The organism is Floridaenema aerugineum BLCC-F46 (genome assembly GCF_041929345.1).
In the GTDB taxonomy this organism is placed as follows: Bacteria; Cyanobacteriota; Cyanobacteriia; order Cyanobacteriales; family Aerosakkonemataceae; genus Floridanema; species Floridanema aerugineum.
Window position 1 is genome coordinate 9,921 of the sequence record NZ_JBHFNQ010000227.1, and the last position, 19,303, is coordinate 29,223.

At 39.0% G+C, this 19,303-nt stretch carries 6 protein-coding genes; 2 read left to right on the forward strand and 4 right to left on the reverse strand.

Annotation, left to right across the window (positions count from 1 at the left end; translation table 11 throughout):
• Nucleotides 1-166: 166 nt before the first annotated feature.
• Both ACE1CC_RS31865 and ACE1CC_RS31870 read left to right on the forward strand, forming a co-directional pair.
• The gene (locus tag ACE1CC_RS31865) at nt 167-7,186 is read left to right on the forward strand and encodes a sigma-70 family RNA polymerase sigma factor (RefSeq protein ID WP_413274487.1); all 7,020 of its coding nucleotides are present in this window, start codon (nt 167-169) and stop codon (nt 7,184-7,186) included.
• Between the two features lie 146 nt (nt 7,187-7,332).
• Complete coding sequence (locus ACE1CC_RS31870) at nt 7,333-10,602, forward strand: helicase-related protein (protein ID WP_413274456.1); 3,270 nt, start codon at nt 7,333-7,335, stop codon at nt 10,600-10,602.
• A gap of 158 nt (nt 10,603-10,760) precedes the next feature.
• Here ACE1CC_RS31870 and ACE1CC_RS31875 read toward each other — a convergent pair whose 3' ends face one another.
• From ACE1CC_RS31875 to ACE1CC_RS31890, 4 genes are all read right to left on the reverse strand, one after another.
• Nucleotides 10,761-11,477 (reverse strand): Uma2 family endonuclease, encoded by a 717-nt coding sequence (locus tag ACE1CC_RS31875; protein WP_413274457.1) that lies wholly within the window; start codon nt 11,475-11,477, stop codon nt 10,761-10,763.
• Between the two features lie 118 nt (nt 11,478-11,595).
• On the reverse strand, nt 11,596-13,530 hold the full coding sequence (locus ACE1CC_RS31880) for a phospholipase D-like domain-containing protein (RefSeq protein ID WP_413274458.1): 1,935 nt from the start codon (nt 13,528-13,530) through the stop codon (nt 11,596-11,598).
• Complete coding sequence (locus ACE1CC_RS31885) at nt 13,508-18,112, reverse strand: AAA domain-containing protein (RefSeq protein WP_413274459.1); 4,605 nt, start codon at nt 18,110-18,112, stop codon at nt 13,508-13,510. Before ACE1CC_RS31885 ends, ACE1CC_RS31880 begins: the two co-directional genes overlap by 23 nt.
• Before the next feature lie 143 nt (nt 18,113-18,255).
• A complete protein-coding gene (locus ACE1CC_RS31890; protein ID WP_413274460.1) occupies nt 18,256-19,020 on the reverse strand; it encodes a Uma2 family endonuclease in 765 nt (254 codons plus the stop codon).
• Nucleotides 19,021-19,303: the final 283 nt, after the last annotated feature.

Below are 19,303 nucleotides of genomic sequence, written 5' to 3' on the forward strand. Positions count from 1 at the left end.
AAAATCAGTATTTTTCCTTAGCTTATCGATTGTAGATAGTCAGTGAACTACCGAGTTTTCTCGGTATCAAACATCTCGATAAAAGTTGTAATATATTTAAATGTAAAAATTTGTAATTCTGACATAATTAATAGGAAATGCTTTTTAAAAATGCTCTGGTAAAAATATGCCTGAGCGATTAATACAACTGGATGAAATCCGAAATACCCATAGCGCGGAACAAGTCGCTAGACTATTTCAAAAGTTAGGCTATAACGCCACTTGTGAACTGTTAGATCTGGGCAATTTACAACTACCAGAACGAAGTGCTGAAGCTATCGATCGCGCTTATTTAATTGCCAATCAAGGAAATGGAAAACTACAAATATTTCTATTCCAGTTAAATCCTCTAGAGTGGCTTTCCCAGAGGACTGTTAGTAATAGAATGCTGGCAATTGCTAAGAGTTTATGTCAGCCCCATTACTATTTATTATTGTTAGCAACAAAGGACTATAAGCAGTTATTGGTAGTTAGTCCTTGGCAAAGTTTTGATGCTCAGATGAATTTGAGGGTCAACATTCATAAGTATCTGTTTAATTTAGCCGATCCGAGTTATGCTGATTTACATAGATTAGAAAAAATTGCTGCTTTTAACCTTGATGCCCAAACAATTTACCAAATTCAGCAAAAAACTCTGAGATTTGGGGAATACAAGCAGCAGTTTGACAGGAAAGATACTGTTGGTAGCTACTTACAAGAAATTGGTCGAATTCGACTATTAAAATCATCAGAAGAGATTCAGCTTGTTAGTCAATTTGCCAACTTAGAAGAGTTAGAGAAGCGCAAAGCAAAGAACAAGTTAATAGAGGCAAATCTGCGATTAGTTGTCTCTATTGCCAAAAGATATGCTAATCGAGGTGTTGAACTTTTAGATTTAATTCAGGAAGGAAATTTAGGACTGATTCGAGCAGTTGAAAAATTTGATTATACAAAGGGTTATAAGTTATCAACCTACGCTACTTGGTGGATTAGGCAAAGTATAACACGAGCGATCGCCGATCATTCTCGCAATATCCGTTTGCCAGTTCATCTCCACGAAACTATATCTCGGATTAAGAAAACAACCAAGCAAATTTCCCAAGAAAAAAATCGAATTCCCAAGTACGAAGAAATCGCCGATCGCTTACAGATGACAACTGAAAAGTTGCGCTTTATTATTAACTCTGCTTTACCCATGATTTCCTTAGATATGCCAACTGGTGAATCACAGGAATTTACCTTGGGAGACTTGATTGAATTTGATGGTGAAACACCGGAAGTTTACACGCGCAAAATCGATATAGAAATTCTCCTAAATACTCTCAGTCCTCGCAATCGGCATATTTTAGAAATGCGATATGGCTTGGACGATGGTCGTCAAAAAACCTTAGAAGAAATTGGGCAATATTATGGTATCACCCGCGAAAGAGTTCGTCAAATTGAGAAGAAACAATTGCAGATTTTACGTAAATTGAGCCAGCAAATAGATAGAAAAAATAGAGAACATCCGATGATTAATCAACAAGTTATTTCGGCAAAGCCAACCCCACACTTAACTAGCCAAAACACATTTAATAAACCCAAGCATCTCGATAATAAACAAATGACTTATCTGAGAGATTCGCCAATTGAAGAAAGTGGCGATAGGCAGACTAATAAGAATTTACAAGAGGAGGATTGCCGGAACGATATGAGAGAAAATCAATTGAATTTAGACAGGAGAAATATGGAATATACTTCAGCAGAATTAGGCGAACAAATCGCATATATGGAGTCAGTTTTTGCCCAACTGGATACTCAGCTATCCCAGGCGCGTCTGAAGCTAATTGACCCAGGTATACCAATATCGGAAAAGCTGATTTCAGAACTCGCAGAATCACGAGAAAAATTTATTGAACTTAGGACTAAGGTGTTATCCTTGGCTGAATTTTTGGGAGTGTCGCCTAGTAAAAAATTGGCTGAAATTGTTTCTCTTAAAGATATCAAATCTTTGCTTGAAGAGATTGATTTAGCAGAGGAGAAAAGGTTGGCGGTGACTAAAGTGAGAGAAAATGCTTTAATGGTTTTAGAGCGAGTTTTGGCGATCGCTCACCGAGATAACAGCGATTTTCCACCTTTGCAAGAATGCCAGAAAAAAGCTCAAGACCTCAAAATTGCTATATCAGAGTCACAGGAATCTAACTTACATCCTGACAGTCAAAATTTAGCAGATGGCAATCATCCATTTTCGCACCTTTTGACGCTGATTGAACGCGGCGATGAGTTAGATGACGATACTTGCACAAGTTTACAAGATTCCGTCGAAAAATTATTCAGTAGACCACTATCTGTAGCGGCGTTGAGGGGAAAACTTATTATTTCAAGTGATGGTAAAATAAATTACCAAATATTACCTGAAGTTGAAACAGCGCCTATTTTACGAATAGACGATCCAAAATTAGAGTATAATGAGACATCTATTTCAGAAGATATTAGCCATAATCAACCGGAAATAAAGTCAGAAATTAAGGAATTTGAAACAGCGATCGCAACTCCTCAAAATCTAACGCAGTCGCCTATATTGAAAACTGAGAAAGACTCGTCAGAGTTGGTAGAGACAGAAGCCCAGGTAGAGGCTGAATACGATTTAATGCCAGCGGATGCAGAGGAAGAGAATACTGAACTTATTAGTGAGGAGATTAGGGAAGAAGAGGCACAAATTATTTGCGATCGCATTTGGCAACTGCTAAACGAAAACCAACTCAGCCTTGCTTTTCATTTAGCACGTTGCCTGGAAATCAAACACCCTAATTTTCAGCCTCACTTGCCATCAGCAATAATTCGGGGAGTTATTTTAGGTCGCCATATACGCTATGACCTGGGAAGTGGAGAAATTGCCAATATTCTCAAAGATGACTTTACTAACTCGCTCAATGATTATTTTGTCAATCGAGAAGGTGAATGGAACCAAGCAATTAGTTTGCTTTTAGCTACCGCCGCCTTACGTTCTGCCTTATTAGCACCAAATACTAATGCTTCCGAGATTCTCAACTCACTTCGATTGGGAAAAGATTTTAATCAACTCTATGAATATTGCCAAATCATTGGCAAGTACGGAAATCAACGTTTAGCTTTAGACACAACAGCGATCAAGAAAGTAAAAAGTCAGGCAGTATGGGAAGCAGAAATAGCTTCTTTGCAGAAAAAAGTCGAGGATTGGTGGTTTCAGGCTCCGCATTTAAATATGATTTATAACCCAGCCAAGGCAGTTTGGACTGAGTGGATTAAACCAGAAAAAATTATTTATTCTCTGCTATTTCCGCTCAGGCAAAACGATTTTAACCAGCTAGATGTCGCCAAATCTTATGTTGAGAGATTGTCTTCGGAAGCGAAAATTAACGAAGAAGTAAAACGTACCCAAAAAGAAATCAATCAGATTCGTGGTAATAGTACGCCTATAACTGGTAAACCGCTGAATCTGATTCGCCAGCACGTTCTTGAAGCAGTTGATTTTGCCCGTCAGTGGATCGATCTACAGGAATCTCGACCGGAAAAAAGCAACAATTATCATCAAAAACAAACTCAACAATTGAAACTAGATCTGGCAAATCTTCACCAAGCTGTTTTGCAAGAATTAGATTTGGTGGGTAAGAAAAATTCATCAGTATTGGTGAATGCTGGAATTGCTTGTTGTCGAACAGCGGTAGAAGACATTCGCAATCTCTTCAATCCAAACCAGCCGTTATCGACATTTGAGCCAAAGGTGAAATATCTCCTCCATGCAGAATTGTTAAAACTTCCTTCAGTGCAAATGAATTCAGATTGGGAACCGGAAGAAGGCAGCGAAAGTTTAGTGGTGAAGGAGATTCTGAATCAGGTTTATGACTGTAATTGGCGGCAAGCTTTCGAGGCTCGGAGTAATAAAAAAGACCACGAAGCAACCGATCGAATTATCGAATATCTGCAAAATTATCCTAACGCATCAATTAACATCGATGAGCTTGAAAAACAGCGAAATCATCAGATTAATAATTGTCGTTCCCAATTGCAGGAAGTCCTCAAGGCAACTAGAAGAAAACTCGAAGGTGATGTGGCTTTGGGTTTGCTTGAAGAGAAAGATAGGTTGGATTATGCGGGGAAGATTGACAACATAGAAAATGCTATAGCGACAACACTTCGTTTTGGCGAAAAGATTGCCAAATTGGAAGCTATAGCTAAGGAGATTAACGACAACAAAGCCGAAAAAATTGATGAATATAGGCAGACACTCCTGCGGGAGATAGGTTCACAGCATCCAGCTTATAGCAGAATTAGCAGTGTTTTGGATGAAGGTAATGTTTTGGTTGCTAATGAATATATAAATATGGTTCAGAAGGGGCAAACAATTCCCGAACCAGAGGATCAAAGAGAACCTGCATTTATAGACTTCTTAAAGAAGTATGCCAAGATCGAAGATGTCCTTGAGCCTACTGACCGGAATCAAAATAAACGCCGCGAACTGATTAACGATATTTTAAAAGGTAAAAATATCGGGCCAATTCAGATGCAGAAAGTACAGGGAAATCCTGCTAAACAAGCTTCTGAAATACTGGATACTTGGTTTGCGGTCAAAGGAAGGAAACAAGCAATCACAGAGAAAGATGTTGGTCAAATTCTAAGCTATTTCAGTTTGAACACGGCACCAATCAACATTAGTAAATTTGGGAATTATACAAGGATTGACGTTACCACTGAACTGATTCAAGACAAAAATCGTTGTCCTGTTCCCGCATTTGGCTCACAAGCTAAGGGACATTACCGCATTCTTTGTGTATGGGATAGACCAACTGAAGAGGATCTGCTCAATGCTGTGGGAGATACTTCTAGTGGTTCTCCGGTAATCGTGTTCCATTTCGGAAGAATGACGGAAAAAAGACGGCGCGACTTGGCTCGTTTGTGTCGGGAACGTCGCCGCACTTTCATTGTCATAGATGACAGCCTCATGTTGTATCTCTGTGGAGAAAGAGGCGCACGTCTGCCTGTATTGTTTGACTGTAGTTTACCCTTTACTTTCCTAGAACCCTATACGACAGCGGCGGGCGTATTTGTACCGGAAATGTTTTATGGACGGGAAAGAGAACGACAATCGATCGTCGATCCGATGGGTTCTTGTTTAATTTATGGCGGTCGGCAGTTAGGTAAAACGGTTTTGCTTAACTACGTTCACCGGACTTTTCATGCTCCAAATGAAGGCAGGATATCTCTTTTGTTAGATATCAAAAAAGTTGGACAACAGCAACCTCTAGATGATATTTGGCTTCTTCTTATAGAGGAATTAGAGAAATTGCAAATCCTGGATGCCAAGCGACGTAATCCTCCTAATGCCAAAAGCCTACGACAGCAAATTAAAAGTTGGTTGGATGCAAACAACCAGCGGCGCTTTCTGCTGTTGTTGGATGAGGCAGATAATTTCTTGAAAGCAGATGGCAAGGAAGGTTTTCCGCGATGCGATGAATTAAGAACATTAATGTTGGAGACAAACCGACGTTTTAAGGTAGTATTTGCTGGATTACATAACGTTCAACGTACTACCAGGCTGGAAAACCATCCTCTTGCACATTTTGGAGAACCAATTTGTATTGGCCCTCTGCTGAAAAATGGCGAAATGCGCGAAGCAAGAGCTTTAATTGAACGCCCATTAGCTAGCATTGGATATCGCTTTGAATCACCTGAACTGATTACGCTGATTCTCTCGCAAACTAACTACTATCCCAGTCTGATCCAACTTTATTGCGAACAATTGCTTAAGCACTTTACTAACCCTGATGTTGTCAATTTTGATGGCAAAAATAGTCCTCCTTATGTAATCAATTCGCAGCAGGTTGATGAAGCTTACAATAATCAAGACCTGCGGAAAAAGATCCGCGATCGCTTTATGCTGACATTGGGACTGGATGAGCGCTACGAGGTGATTGCTTACTCTATTGCTTACGAAATCCTGGAGAATAAAGCAGGCAATGTCGATCGGTTTAATGTGTCTTTTATTCGGGAACGAGTGATGGAGTGGTGGTCGGAAGGTTTCCAAGATCTGTCATTAGATGAAATTCAAGTTCTCTTGGAAGAAATGGTCGGTTTAGGGGTTTTACATGAAACAGATAATGCTTGTTTTACACTCAGAAGTCGCAACGTATCGCTACTTATGGGAACCCCAGAAGAGATTTATGCCGCACTTGACAAATCCCGTGAAGTTCCTCTGGTATATGAACCTGCTACTTTTCGATCTTCTCTTGGTATCAAGAATGATTCCCGGCGTAGTCCCTTAACAGCCCAACAGGAATCACAACTTCAAAGCAATAAAAATGACGTTTCGATTATATTTGGTTGCCAAGCAGCAGGACTTGACGACTTAAAGGTTTTTCTGGAATCAATGTTCGGTAAGAAACAAGAATTCTTCTACTATTTGGAGGATATCCTAGCTGAAGTTGATTTTACTCAGCGCTTGCAAGATATTATTGGCAATCGGCAGAAAGATGGTACAACCGTTATTTTTGTGTCTGCTTCCTGTCCTTGGAATCACCACTTTCTTGATGAGGCGAAAAGGCAAGTGGGAAAATTGAGATCGAAAACAAAATTTGTGCGGGTTGTTTTCATTGCCGATCCTCAAAAAGCATGGCATTTGATTAACAAACATACCAAAGATTTTGATGGGGTTAAGGAACTGACCATCAGTTTAAAACCTTGGCATGATGCGGCGCTTCGACAATGGCTAGATGATTGTAATTTTACTATCGATCGAAAAGCCCGTCAAAACATCACCGCAGTTACAGGAAATTGGTCGATCCTGCTTCAGCGTTTTTACCAAAATTCTAAATCTGACATCCATCACTGGGAATCTCATCTGCAAAAGTTGAAAGATTCATTGCATGATTCCCAAACGGCGCGTGAGCAGGTATTACTATTAGGAATTGACCGCCAAGAACAACAGAAAGTTTTGCGTGCTTTAGCGGACTTGTGCCAATTTCCTGATGATAAAGTCTCTGCTGATGATTTAGTTGATTTAACAGATGGTATCCCGGCTGAACTTATTAATAAAGTCCTCAGATGGGCAGATTTGCTAAGTCTTGCGAGTCCTGCTGGTAAGGAAGATGGCAAGGACTTATGGCGGATCAATCCTGTTGTTGGTTCTCTTTTGCAATCGATGGGAAGCTGAAAATTTGTAGAGACGTTTCAAGATTTGTAGAGACGTTTCAAGATTTGTAGAGACGTTTCAAGATTTGTAGAGACGTTTCAAGATTTGTAGAGACGTTTCATGAAACGTCTCTACTTAACTAATTTAAAAATAGAGATTGGTAAATTATGGAACTGCCGGATTACATTGACAACAGTAAAGATAATAAACTAGAAGAAGTTTTGCGATCGCTCATTCTCCACGAAACCCAAACTAACCTGGATATTGCTACCGGATTTTTCCGTATCGAAGCATGGGCTAAGTTAGAAAATGAACTAAAAACCCTAAAAAGTTTGCGTTTACTAATAGGTCGCGATCCGACAATTCGACCAGCAGAAAGCGATCGCATCGACCTAATTCGATACTTACGTCGCGAGGTTCAAGAACAACTAGGAAAAGAAAAATTTAAGCAAAAATATAAACATTTGATTGACCGTTTAATTGCCTATTTACAGCAAGAACATATCCACGTTAGACTCTATGGAGCAGTTGGCGATCGCGGACAATTTCTGCACGCCAAAGCTTATATTTTTGATGATTATAGCATTATTGGTTCTAGCAATTTCACTCCGTCAGGATTGTGCAGTAACACAGAATTGAACGTCCTAAATAAACAACGAAATATTGCCCAAGACTTACGCTACAATTGGTTTGAAAAATTCTGGAATGACCAAAGTGTTGATAAAGATTATAAAGCCAAGTTAATCGATGCTTTGAATGCCTCTAAATTTGGCAGCAAACCTTATACTCCTTATCAGGTATTTTTGAAAGCACTTTATGAACTATTTAAAGAAGATAGATTATTACAAGGAAGCAGTGGTACTTCTGTAGAATTAGCCAGTTTCCAGCAAGAAGGTTTTGAACGAGCTATTAGGTTAATCCAAAAACATGGAGGTTGTATCGTTGCAGATGCCGTAGGTTTGGGGAAAACTTATATCGGCTTAAGAGTGCTGGAACATTACTTAATTAAAGAGAGAAAACCGGGTTATGTTCCCCGTGCGATCGTCGTATGTCCAGCCCAATTAAGGGATTTAGTTTGGTTGAAAAAATTAAATGATTATGGCATCAAAGCTGATGTACTTTCCCAAGAAGAAATTAGCCGGAAAAACTTTGAAACTCGCCGCTATAACAAGCACGATATTATCCTGGTAGATGAATCACACAACTTTCGTAATTCAGCTACAAACCGATACCGAAATCTCCAAAAACTGATTGGTAGCGGCAAGCGAGATAAGCGGGTATTGCTGCTAACTGCGACACCAATTAATACTAGCATATATGACCTTTATCATCAAATTATGCTACTGACTCGCCATAATGACACCTATTACCGCGAATCGGGAATTTCCCATCTTAAAACTTACTTTGAAGCTTTAGCTAAAGGAGGAAAAGAAACTACTGAACTGCTGTTTCAAACAATGGTGAGGCGTTCTCGTCAAGATGTGATTAAGCGACAAGAAGCTGGAGAAGAAATTTATATCGATGGGAAAAAGATTCGCTTTCCCAAACGTCAATTAAAACAATTCAGCTATAACTTTGAGGCTAGCTTTCAGGGACTTTACGCGGGAATTGCTAATCAAATTGATGAATTGCACCTAGCACCTTATAATATTAGGGCGTTTAAGAAAAAGCAGGAAAAGTCAGATGAAGTTCAAGTTAAGAAAAACGCAGCTATTGTTGCTTTGATGAAAACGTTGTATTTGAAGCGATTAGAAAGTTCATTGATTGCTTTTGAAACCAGTATTCGTAATCAAAAAAATTTTCAAGAGCGGTTTTTTAGTTTATTAGAAAGAGGTAAACTGTTAGATAGTAATAACTTTCGCAAAATTCTGGTGACGGAAACAGATGAAGAGGAGAGTAGCTCGGTAGAAGAATTAATAGAATCTTTGCCGGAAATTGACCCTAAAGATTACCAGATCGAACAGATGCGATCGCAAATTGAATCTGACCTTAATTTGCTCAATATTATCTTAATAAAATTAACACAAATTCAGCAAAATGTAGAATTGGGAAAAGATTACGATCGCAAGTTAGCCGCCTTCAAACAACTACTTACCACCGAACTAAAAGGTCAGAAAATTTTGGTATTCAGCTATTTTAAAGATACGACGAATTATTTATACAATCAGTTGCTTTCAGATGAGAAATGGTTAAAGTCGATGGCAGGAGAGGATCGATCGCCGATAATTGATAAAATAACTGGTGAAACTCCCGGTAAACAACGAGAGGAAAAAGTTAACCGTTTCGCACCTAAAGCTAACTCCCAAACTGAATCGGAACAGCAAAATCAGGAAATTGATATTCTGATTTGTACTGATGTTTTATCGGAAGGACAAAACTTACAAGATGCTGGTGTATTAGTTAACTATGACTTGCATTGGAATCCTGTGCGGATGATTCAGCGTGCTGGTAGAATTGACCGTTTAGGTACTAACTATGAGGAGTTATTTATTTATAATTGCTTCCCGGAAGAAGGTTTAGAATCTTTACTTGGATTAGTGAAAAGACTGCAAACTCGGATTGCTATAATTGATAAAGAAGTGGGATTAGATGCAAGCGTTTTAGGCGAAATTATTTCCGAGAAATCCCTCGAAGAATTATACCGACTTAAGCAAGCAAAGACAGATGCAGATAAAGAAGCAATTTTACAGGAATTAGAACAAGCTGTTGATTTAGTTTCTCTTGATGAAATGCGGTTGCCTTTATTAGAATTTTTCAAGCAAGAAGGTGAGGAAGCAGCTGAGGAAATTCCACTGGGAATTCACAGTACCCGTTATCTTTCTATTCCCGAAGCTAAAAATGGAGGAATTTTTCTGGCGTTTCATGCTCAAGAGCAACACTTTTGGCACTTTTACCCCTACATTGATGGTGTCATTTCGGTAAAACCAGAGAATTTAATCAGTGACAAACGGCAAATATTTAACTGGTTGAAGTGCAAAGCGGAAGATTTTCTATCTCCTGACCAAATGTTACCAGTGAAGTTTGATGGCACAATTTTTGATATTTTAGATGCTGCTGTAAGTAATTTAATGGGATATTTTAAAAAACAGGAAACTAGCAGGCAAATCAAACCTAAATTGAGCAAGGTTTTACAAAACATTTACTATGCTTTGTCCCACGAGATAGCAGATACTCCCATCGAGGAAGAAACCAAGGAACTGGTGTTAAAGGTGATTACAAAGGTTGATCTTCGGATCTACGATCGCGATCTAAAAGCAATCTGGAAAAAATATGTTGCTCACAAAGATTTAAATTTATTAGTTTCTGATCTTGATGAGTTATTTGTTGACCAAGATCAGTACTATCAGCTTGAAGAGGAAGCAGAATTAAAGCCAATTAATATCATTACAGAAGAAGATATTCAGCTTGTTTGTTATCAATGGTTTAAACCAAAGTAACCTGACATTCAAGTGGAGAAACAATCCCGTCATCAACCATTTCATCAATTAAATCAAACTCCGATTTTGCACCCCCGTGAAAATAATGGCGGGCGCTCCTGCCCACCCCATCCTTAGATAACTATTGTCACTTTATTTATTTGCACCTACTCAATTGCTTATAATTGTTCGGGGTCAATTCCCTTTTCTCGTAACCGTTCTATTAAAGTTTGATATCGTTGTTTTTCCGCTTCGAGTTGTGCGATCGCATCCTCAGCACGTTGGCGTTCTTCCTCAGCACGTTGGCGTTCCTCTTCCCGCGATCGATCCAATTCCACAGAAGTAAGAAATCGCTGTCCATCGGGACGGAAAATTTCTAACGTATCAGAATTTAACTCAAATTTAATCCCTAATCGCGGACTTACCCAACCATTAATTGCCTCAATTTCTGCTAACTGATTTTCCGAACGGATAAAACCAGTCAATTCCACTTTTTCTGGGTCATAAACATAATATTCTTCAACTTCATGATGTTGATAAAACAAAAGTTTTCTTGACATCTCTGTAACTGTGTTCCCTGGAGATAAAATTTCAAAGACTACCTGGGGAGGGATGTTATTTTCTAACCATTGTTTATAAGAACCGCGTTTTCCTTTTGGTCTATCAAAAACAACCATTGCGTCAGGTGCTTGGCGAATTTTGTTATTTCCTTCGACGGGATACCAAAGTAAATCACCTGCAACAAATACATCTGGGTTATTAACAAATAAGATTTCTAGATTTTCTTTAAGAAAAACAATCCATCGGAATTGTTCAGTGTTATCTGACATTGGTTGTCCGTCACTGTCAGGGTAGATTATTGTTGGTTTGGTTTCAGTTGGTATTTGTTGTACCATACTGCTTTTCCTCTGTTTGGATATTTCGATATTAACATTGTTAATATATAACCTGAAAAATCTGGGAGATTCTACCTACCTACCTTGCTGCAAGAATGGAACCTTTAAATAAAAACCTTCAATTTTTCTTTCTACCTTTTTTCTGGGAAACAGTTTGAGACTTATTTTTTGTCGGTTTCTTAGCTTCTTGTTGTTCTAAAACATATTTTGCGATGAATTTTTGCGGTGAATCAATAGGCGACTCTGCAATCCCAAGGCGGGTAAACTCTGTCCATATTTCATCAGTTAATAATTTTACAGCTTGGTCAGGATTTTGAGTAGCGATCGCACCAATAACTTTTCGCCAACCTTCTCGCAATAACTCAATATTTGCATCTTCTCCTGAAAACTGGGTCAGCAAAGAAAGCGCCGTTGGAAAATACTCAGAATCAGATGATATCTTTTTCGATTTTAATCCTTGAAATCCTAACTTCAACCAAATCGGTAACAATTTCAACCAGTTATTTTGCTGTAGCTGTTTTAATGCTTCTTCCTCCATACTGAGTGTAAACCATACGCAAATCGCAGCTTCAGCAGATTGTTCATTGCCCATTTTTAAGGCATTTTTCCATAATTTTTGCGCTTGTTTGTTGAATCGACTGGCGAGAAATTGGTAAGCTTCTTGAACTTGTTCGGGAATAGTTACTTTATAAACAGTTTCTCCCCTGGGGAGTCTATCTCCGCGATAAGAAAGGAAGTTGTGAGAACCGCATAAGTGAATTTTGCGATCGACTACTACTTCCTTGGCATGAGAATTTCCTAACCAAAATATCTGCACCGCTGGTAAATTATCTGGGGTTTTAATTCCGGTTAGTTTTTCTTGAAGAGTTGGGGTAATTTGTCGTTCTTCTTCTTCCTGTTTTCGGGCAATTCCATAACCAATTAAAACTGAAACTCCCTGTTTAGCAAGATTCTCCAGCAGCTTGATAAATTCATCATCTATTACTTCTTCACTCACCCAAGGGGAAAAAATCAGTATCTCTTGACGCGCCGATTTTAAAGTATCTAAAAACGCTGTGCGAATCTGACTGTCTCGCAACAAAATAACACTACCTTTATCAGCAATTAAGGCAGTTTTATTTGCTTGTGGATTAGTCCGATTTTCGAGAACATTTTCAATTGCTATATGATTAATCTTTTCAATTCTTGCCTCAACTTCTGCATTCTTCGCTTCCATTAAGAGATTGCGTTCGCTGGCAATAGTTTCTTCACTCAGAGAGAACAAATCTTGTAAGGAAATCATCCCTGCTTGTTGTATAACATTCAACCAAGTTGAGGGATATTCTAAAACTTGCTTACCGCGTCTAACTTGCAGGTTTATTTTATCTTCAAGTAAGTCAAAAATTACGAATATTGAGATAGATTGCCAGATATTTATTGGTTCATCTATGATACTTGCTTCGGTGATGATTTTGCCTTCTTTCGGTGCGTGAAGTCCTAAACTGGAAGCTTCTATTAGTTGCTGAAATTCTGCAAGTGACAAGGAATAAATATCAGGCGATCTATTCTCGATCGCCATAAAATCCTCCAATTCTGGCAAGTCAATTTTGGTTTCCTCCAAAGCAGAAGCTAGAAAAAAAAGATTACAATTTAGTGGATCTGTAATGGCATAAATTTGTTTAGTTTGTGGGGGTTGGGGAACAGAACCTTGAGCATAAAATTGTCTTCCTTGGGGGGTAAGTGCGATCGATCCATCAGTCGTCCAAGCTAAAGTCTGTAAACTTCGCAGAGTTCGAGTAGTATTTTCCACAAATACCCGATCGAGTCCGAGTACAGTTGCTAATTCATCCACCTTTGGTGGCGGTTCAAGTTCAATTCCAGCGCGAAGAATGAACTCTTCCAATACATTAAATTTCCGAGGTTCGCTAATAGTAACCTCTAGTGAAACTTGCGAGACACCATAGCGAAATTGACGCGCCGCCAAGACAGATAAACCTGGACTTTGCTGCTCAATTTTGTCTGCTGTTTCTTTTAGATTGGCATCAATTGGTTTAGGAGAGGATGCTAGAAACATCAATTAATCCTCCATGACGACGCACGATATCAGAAATATTAGAATACATCCTACCAACTCCCCGCGCTTCCTGAGTAAATAAGGAATGACAACCGACAACTATTAGTAACTCTTGTGCGCGAGAAAAAGCAACATTTACCCGTTCTAACTTTTTGGCAAATCCTACATCTCTCTTGCTATTATTGCGAACCATACTAACAATAACTACGGCGCGTTCCATACCTTGAAATCGGTCAACTGTACCTGTTCTAATTTGCAGGGAGGGAAAGTTTTTTGGGTTGATTCTTTCTTCAATTAGTCTCAATTGAGCACCATAAAACGTAATGATACCGATTTCTTTGCGGGGATTTCCTTCTGCAACTTTGGTCAACCAAGCTGCTTCCATTTCCTGACACAAAAGTTCGATCGCATCCACTTCTTTAATATTAACTCTAGAAGTTCCCTCTTGTCTTTCCGCAAAACCTTCTTCTAATGGCATTTTTACCCAAATCAAATGGTGATTTTCTTGGATAATTTTGCCGTTTAGATTGTGTGCGCGTTGGCGATCGACATCAACAATTCCACATTCCAATCGATGAGCGTAAAATTGATTGATAGCACCCATAATAATTGGGTGCATTCGATACTGAATTGTTAACCTGGATTTGATACTTTCTGATGCAGCTTCAAATTGTCTTTTAAACAAAGATTCTTCTAAAAATTCCATTTCTTCTCTAGTACTTCCCATTTCTTCGGCAATTTCTTCGATGCTATTTTCATGCAGCATTGGCGGTAACTGGCGATAGTCACCAATTAACACTAATTTCTTGCCTTTTAATGCCGGAATTAGTAACTCTGGCGGCGTACATTTACTGACTTCATCGATAATTACTACATCAAAGTTATTGAATTCTCTGGCAAAACTATATCCCGCAGCTTGCACACAAGTAATGCCGATAACGTTAGCATTATCAATATAAGTTCGGCGTAATTCGGTGCGATCTTGTGCTGAGGGATTGCGTAATTTTTGAATCCAATCTTGGACGAGGTTTTCGTAGCGACTGAGATAAGCTTCTTCTTTTTCTAATTCTGTTTGCCAAGCGTCGAATTGCGCTTTTACGGTGCGTAAAAAGTCTGGATCGGATAAACCTGTTGAGGGAATTGGTGGTTTTAGTCGATCGGGTATTGCTTGCCATGCTGACTCCCACCATTTGCGATCGCTAATTAATTGTTCTGAAGGTTTCTGTTTTAATTGCGCTTCTATTTCCCGCAGTTTGTTTTGTAATTCTTTCAGTTTTCCGTTGGCAGTTTCCCCAGTTTCTTGTAACTTAGAAATATCGTGATTCAGGTTAGTTTTAATATTTGCTAGTGCCACCAAAGGATCTAATAACGAAATCAACCTTTTCAAATTAGTAATACCGTTTTCCCAGTCACTCACTTGCGCCGATAATATTGGTAATTCTGCTAAAACAGTTGACATTGAAGTACTTTGCAAACATCTTTCTACGATAGTGCGTAAAGTTTCCGGCAATTTGGCAAACTGTTTTAATTCGGTTAAAAGCGATCGGCAACGACTAGCTTTTATCCCAGCTTGTTGACGCAAATTTTCTAATTGCCTTTGAGACTCAGACATTTGTATTTTCAGATTAGCTAAATCTTCATTAAATAGCTGAGTAGATCCGCTTTGTGAGTTCGCATTTCCTACTACTAATCCTACTTTTAAATCTCGATTAAAAACTTTGACAACAGCAACTTTAATATCGGGTAATTTCTGTTGCGCTAATTTCAATAATCCCTGAGAGCTAATACCTATTTGCACTGTTTCGCCATTGTATGAGAGCAAACAACCATGCTGACTCAATAATGCTTTGATAGCTCCCAACTGAATATTTTCAATTATCTGTTGCCAAATTCGATCGAACTTGTGAGTTTGAATATTTTGTTGTTCTGTCAACATTTGCTGGTAGTTTCTTTGCAGTTGAGCAACGTTGGCAGAATATTGCTGATAAGTTTGTACAGCTTTTTGAGTTTCGTTAATTGATGCGATCGCACTCTTAGCTTCCCCTACTCCCCTTTCAGCTTCCGAAACCCAATTAGGAACAGTATCCCGCAACCAAGCAGCTAACCCAAATGTTTCGCGATCGCCTGGAGAAACTAAACCCATTCTCTTAGCTAAATTTACCGATGCTTGCACATTAGCAATGTATTCTTTTAAAGAATTATCATTAGTTGCCGATTTCTTTAACCGCTCTAATAAATAGAATACCTCTGGATTTTCCCAATTAACTGAATTAGCAGATTTTAGCAGAGAATTTAAACCGGAAACAATCGAATTAATCTGAGTTTCTTGTGCTTTAATCTCCGAAATTTGACTGATTATTTCTCTCTCTTCTGCCTTAGTCCTTACCAAGCGACTCTGCCAAGTTCTTTGGTTTCGCTCAACAGTTTCCTCCGCTTTCAAATAACTGGTAAATTTTTCTGCTGATGCCAACAACTGACGAAAAAACTCGATATTCTCTTTTCTTTTCAACAACCGCTTTTCGCAATCTTCTGCCGTATTTTTCAGCCAAGTACCAATTACTTGTTCTTCTAAAAATGGTAATCCTTCTTCCTCAACTCTCTCTGCACGACCTTTTCGCAAAGCACGAATTACCGGACTATGAATTAATCTGCTGAGTGCGTTATCTACTGCTAAATTTGCTTGGGAAGCAATCAAAGTTCTGCCACCTTGCAAAGCAATTTGATAACAAATTTCGGCAATTACTGTTGTTTTTCCCGTACCTGGTGGCCCTTGAATTAGCACCAAATCATCCGCAGAAAGTACCGCTTCAACTGCGGCAATTTGGTCAGGATTAGCAGCGGGTAATAACAAATTTTCCGGTTTTAGTTTAATCTGTCTTTGCAGAGGTCTTGCTTTAGCAGCATCGAAGAAAAATTCACCTAAATAAGGATTTTGTGCGTTTCCTTTTTGTAGTTCTTCTAATGCTCTTTTCTTTCGTTTAATTTGACTTAAATCGCCTGCTGCCTCGAAAGATAAAAATCCGCGTTTGGGGATTTGATAATTTCCTTCAATTATTTGATCGACAATTTCGGCATCTATCCTGATGCGAAGCAAATTTTTTTCTCGATCGATCTCTTCCACACTTCCTAATCTATACTCAATTTTTTCGCCGTTACTATCAGGTTCTATTTCCAAAAGTTGAATATCTTCATTCCGTGCTTTCGCCGCTCGTTGCCAAAAATTATCTGCTTTAATAAAATCTCCAGAAACACTATCAATAGTCGCTTTACTCGCATCAATTTCAAAGGTGATTTTCCGAGTTGCTGAACCATAGTTATGATTAATAAAAGGAACGCAAAATTGCCGTTCTTTAGCCATGCGTTCTTCAATATTTAAAAAGGTTTTCCAAGCTTGTAACTGTTCTTCTGTTGGTAGATGATCGCCGCAGAAAGGTACATTTGCCATCTGGGAAATAACCGATCGCGGTATGCCAATCCGGTATTGGCGATCGCGCAACAACCGAATCTGATAAGGTATGCTAAAAGCATCTACTTTTCCCTTATCTGCTGATAATAATCGCGCCGATAAAATCCGCAAACCGCCATATCCATCTTGACTGATAACTGCCACCAAATTTAAGGTTTTTTCCCTTTCTTTAAGGATGGTTGGTAATTCCACATCATCGCGATCGGTTGCAAGTGTCAATTCCCATTTTTCTTCCCCAATTTCCTGTCCCTCTCCCCGACGACGCAGGTAAAATAAACGTGGTTCTTCTCCGACAATTTTATCTAGTAATTCTTCGGCGCGATCGCGTTTTTCCCCAAAATCAAAATACCTTTGGATCGCCGCTTTTCCTTCGAGATCGCTAATCAAATTATTAATTCCATTCTCCCCAACAAAGCGATAACCAAACTTTTCCGTTACTAACTCTTCTAACTCACTTTCCCTAGTAAGAATGCTTTCTCGATATGGCAAATTAGAGGTTGCTTTAACTGTGGCAGTAACTTCAATTTCTCGAATCTCTTCCGAGTCAGCTAAAAATATAAAACCTGATAAATTTGTTCCTGGCAAAATGTCTTTGGAGTTCAAACTAATCTCGATATTTTGTAACCCTGGAGATAAGTAATTTTGCTGTACATTAAGCCAACTAAGATCGGATACAATTTCGCAAGGTGCGCCAATTTGTAATTGCCAAGAACGCTGCACTAAGCGATCGCTTTCCACTTCCCCAAAATCCAAAACCGCCGGAATATCCCAGTTAACACCTGACCAACGAACATTTTCCGCTATTCCAGTCAATCGAACTTGCTCTAAAATAGGTAAAGTCCCTTTTTCTGCCAAAAGCGCCACTTCTCCCTTATCGCCTCCCACCGTGCGTGCGATCGCCAAATTCTCAATTCGCACCCCTGCAACTTTGACGATTATTGCTGGTTCATCAGCTGTAAAAATAACTGTATCTGCACCATTTCCGCGAATGGCGATCGCTTTTTCAATAATAAATGGCCCTTTGTATTCTCCTGCCATCAAGTTAATTTCGTAACCATCCCGAATAATTTGCAGCAAATCGCCAATATTGGCAGGATTGGCATCAAAACTGGGCATAATTACTCCTATTTATAGTTATTATTTTTAGTATGGTTTGGCGCTGACTGCGGTCATACTTGTATTAATTGCTTCAATTATCATAGCAAAAACCCGGTTTCTTGAAGAAACCGGGTTTTTATGAGATTTCTGCGATTAATTGCTTATAATTGTTCTGGGTCAATTCCTTTTTCTCGTAATCGTTCTATTAAACTTTGATATCGTTGTTTTTCTGCTTCTAGTTGTGCGATCGCATTTTCAGCGCGTTGGCGTTCTTGTTCCGCTTGTTCAGAACTCCACAACAACAAATTACCTGAATTATCCCACCAACGTAGCCAATTCATCGTTTGTCCTAATCGTTCTCCCGACCAAATTCCCAGATATAATTCTAATTGTGGAATCCACACTCGACCTTGCTCATTTGGTGAGTGTAAAACATATTGTCCATCTTGCAAATAACGCGCTTCTAAACTAACTTCGTAGGGATCGAAAGTGACATAAGTTGGTATTTGCAGAATTTGTTCGTAAAAGTAGAGTTTGCCATAAGGCGGAGTCGATCGAATTGATAGTTCTCCTCCCTCTGCTTCTGACAGAAACTCCATCACAACTGCAACGTTAGCACCCTCAATATTAGGAGTATAACTACGGCGAATTACTCCTTCTGCAACAGGCTGCACTTGCGGCACATAAAACCAATCTGGCGCTTTGACTACAATATTTTTATTGACAGTTGCGACTAGTGCTAAATTAGAGGCAATTAGCATTTCTGGATGGATAAAATCAGCCGCTCCTAGTGCATCGGTGAGAGCCGCTGCCAGAGAAGGTTGTTGAGTATTTTCCACTGGATCGTCGGGTAATACGAAGTTAGCTGGTAGGGGTTCCCAGGTGACAGTTGGTTTGGCTGCGATCGACCTTGCTTGGAGAACCATTGGATTAACATTTACCAGAAATATTATAGCAAATTGCTTTATATTATATCACAAATTATGCTAATTTTAACTATCAAGAATTGTCTGAGTTTTTGAGTTTAGATGATTGGTATGTTGGGGAAGTGCGATCGGAATTTGCTAACCAGTATAACTTGGATGCTTTGTTAGTTTAGGTTTTCGGGTAGGAGGCGATCATTTTCAACATATCTGCTTTTATCAGAAAACACTAATAGCGACAGAGTAATTACACTAGTGATACTACCTGCAAGTTGATAAGATTGTC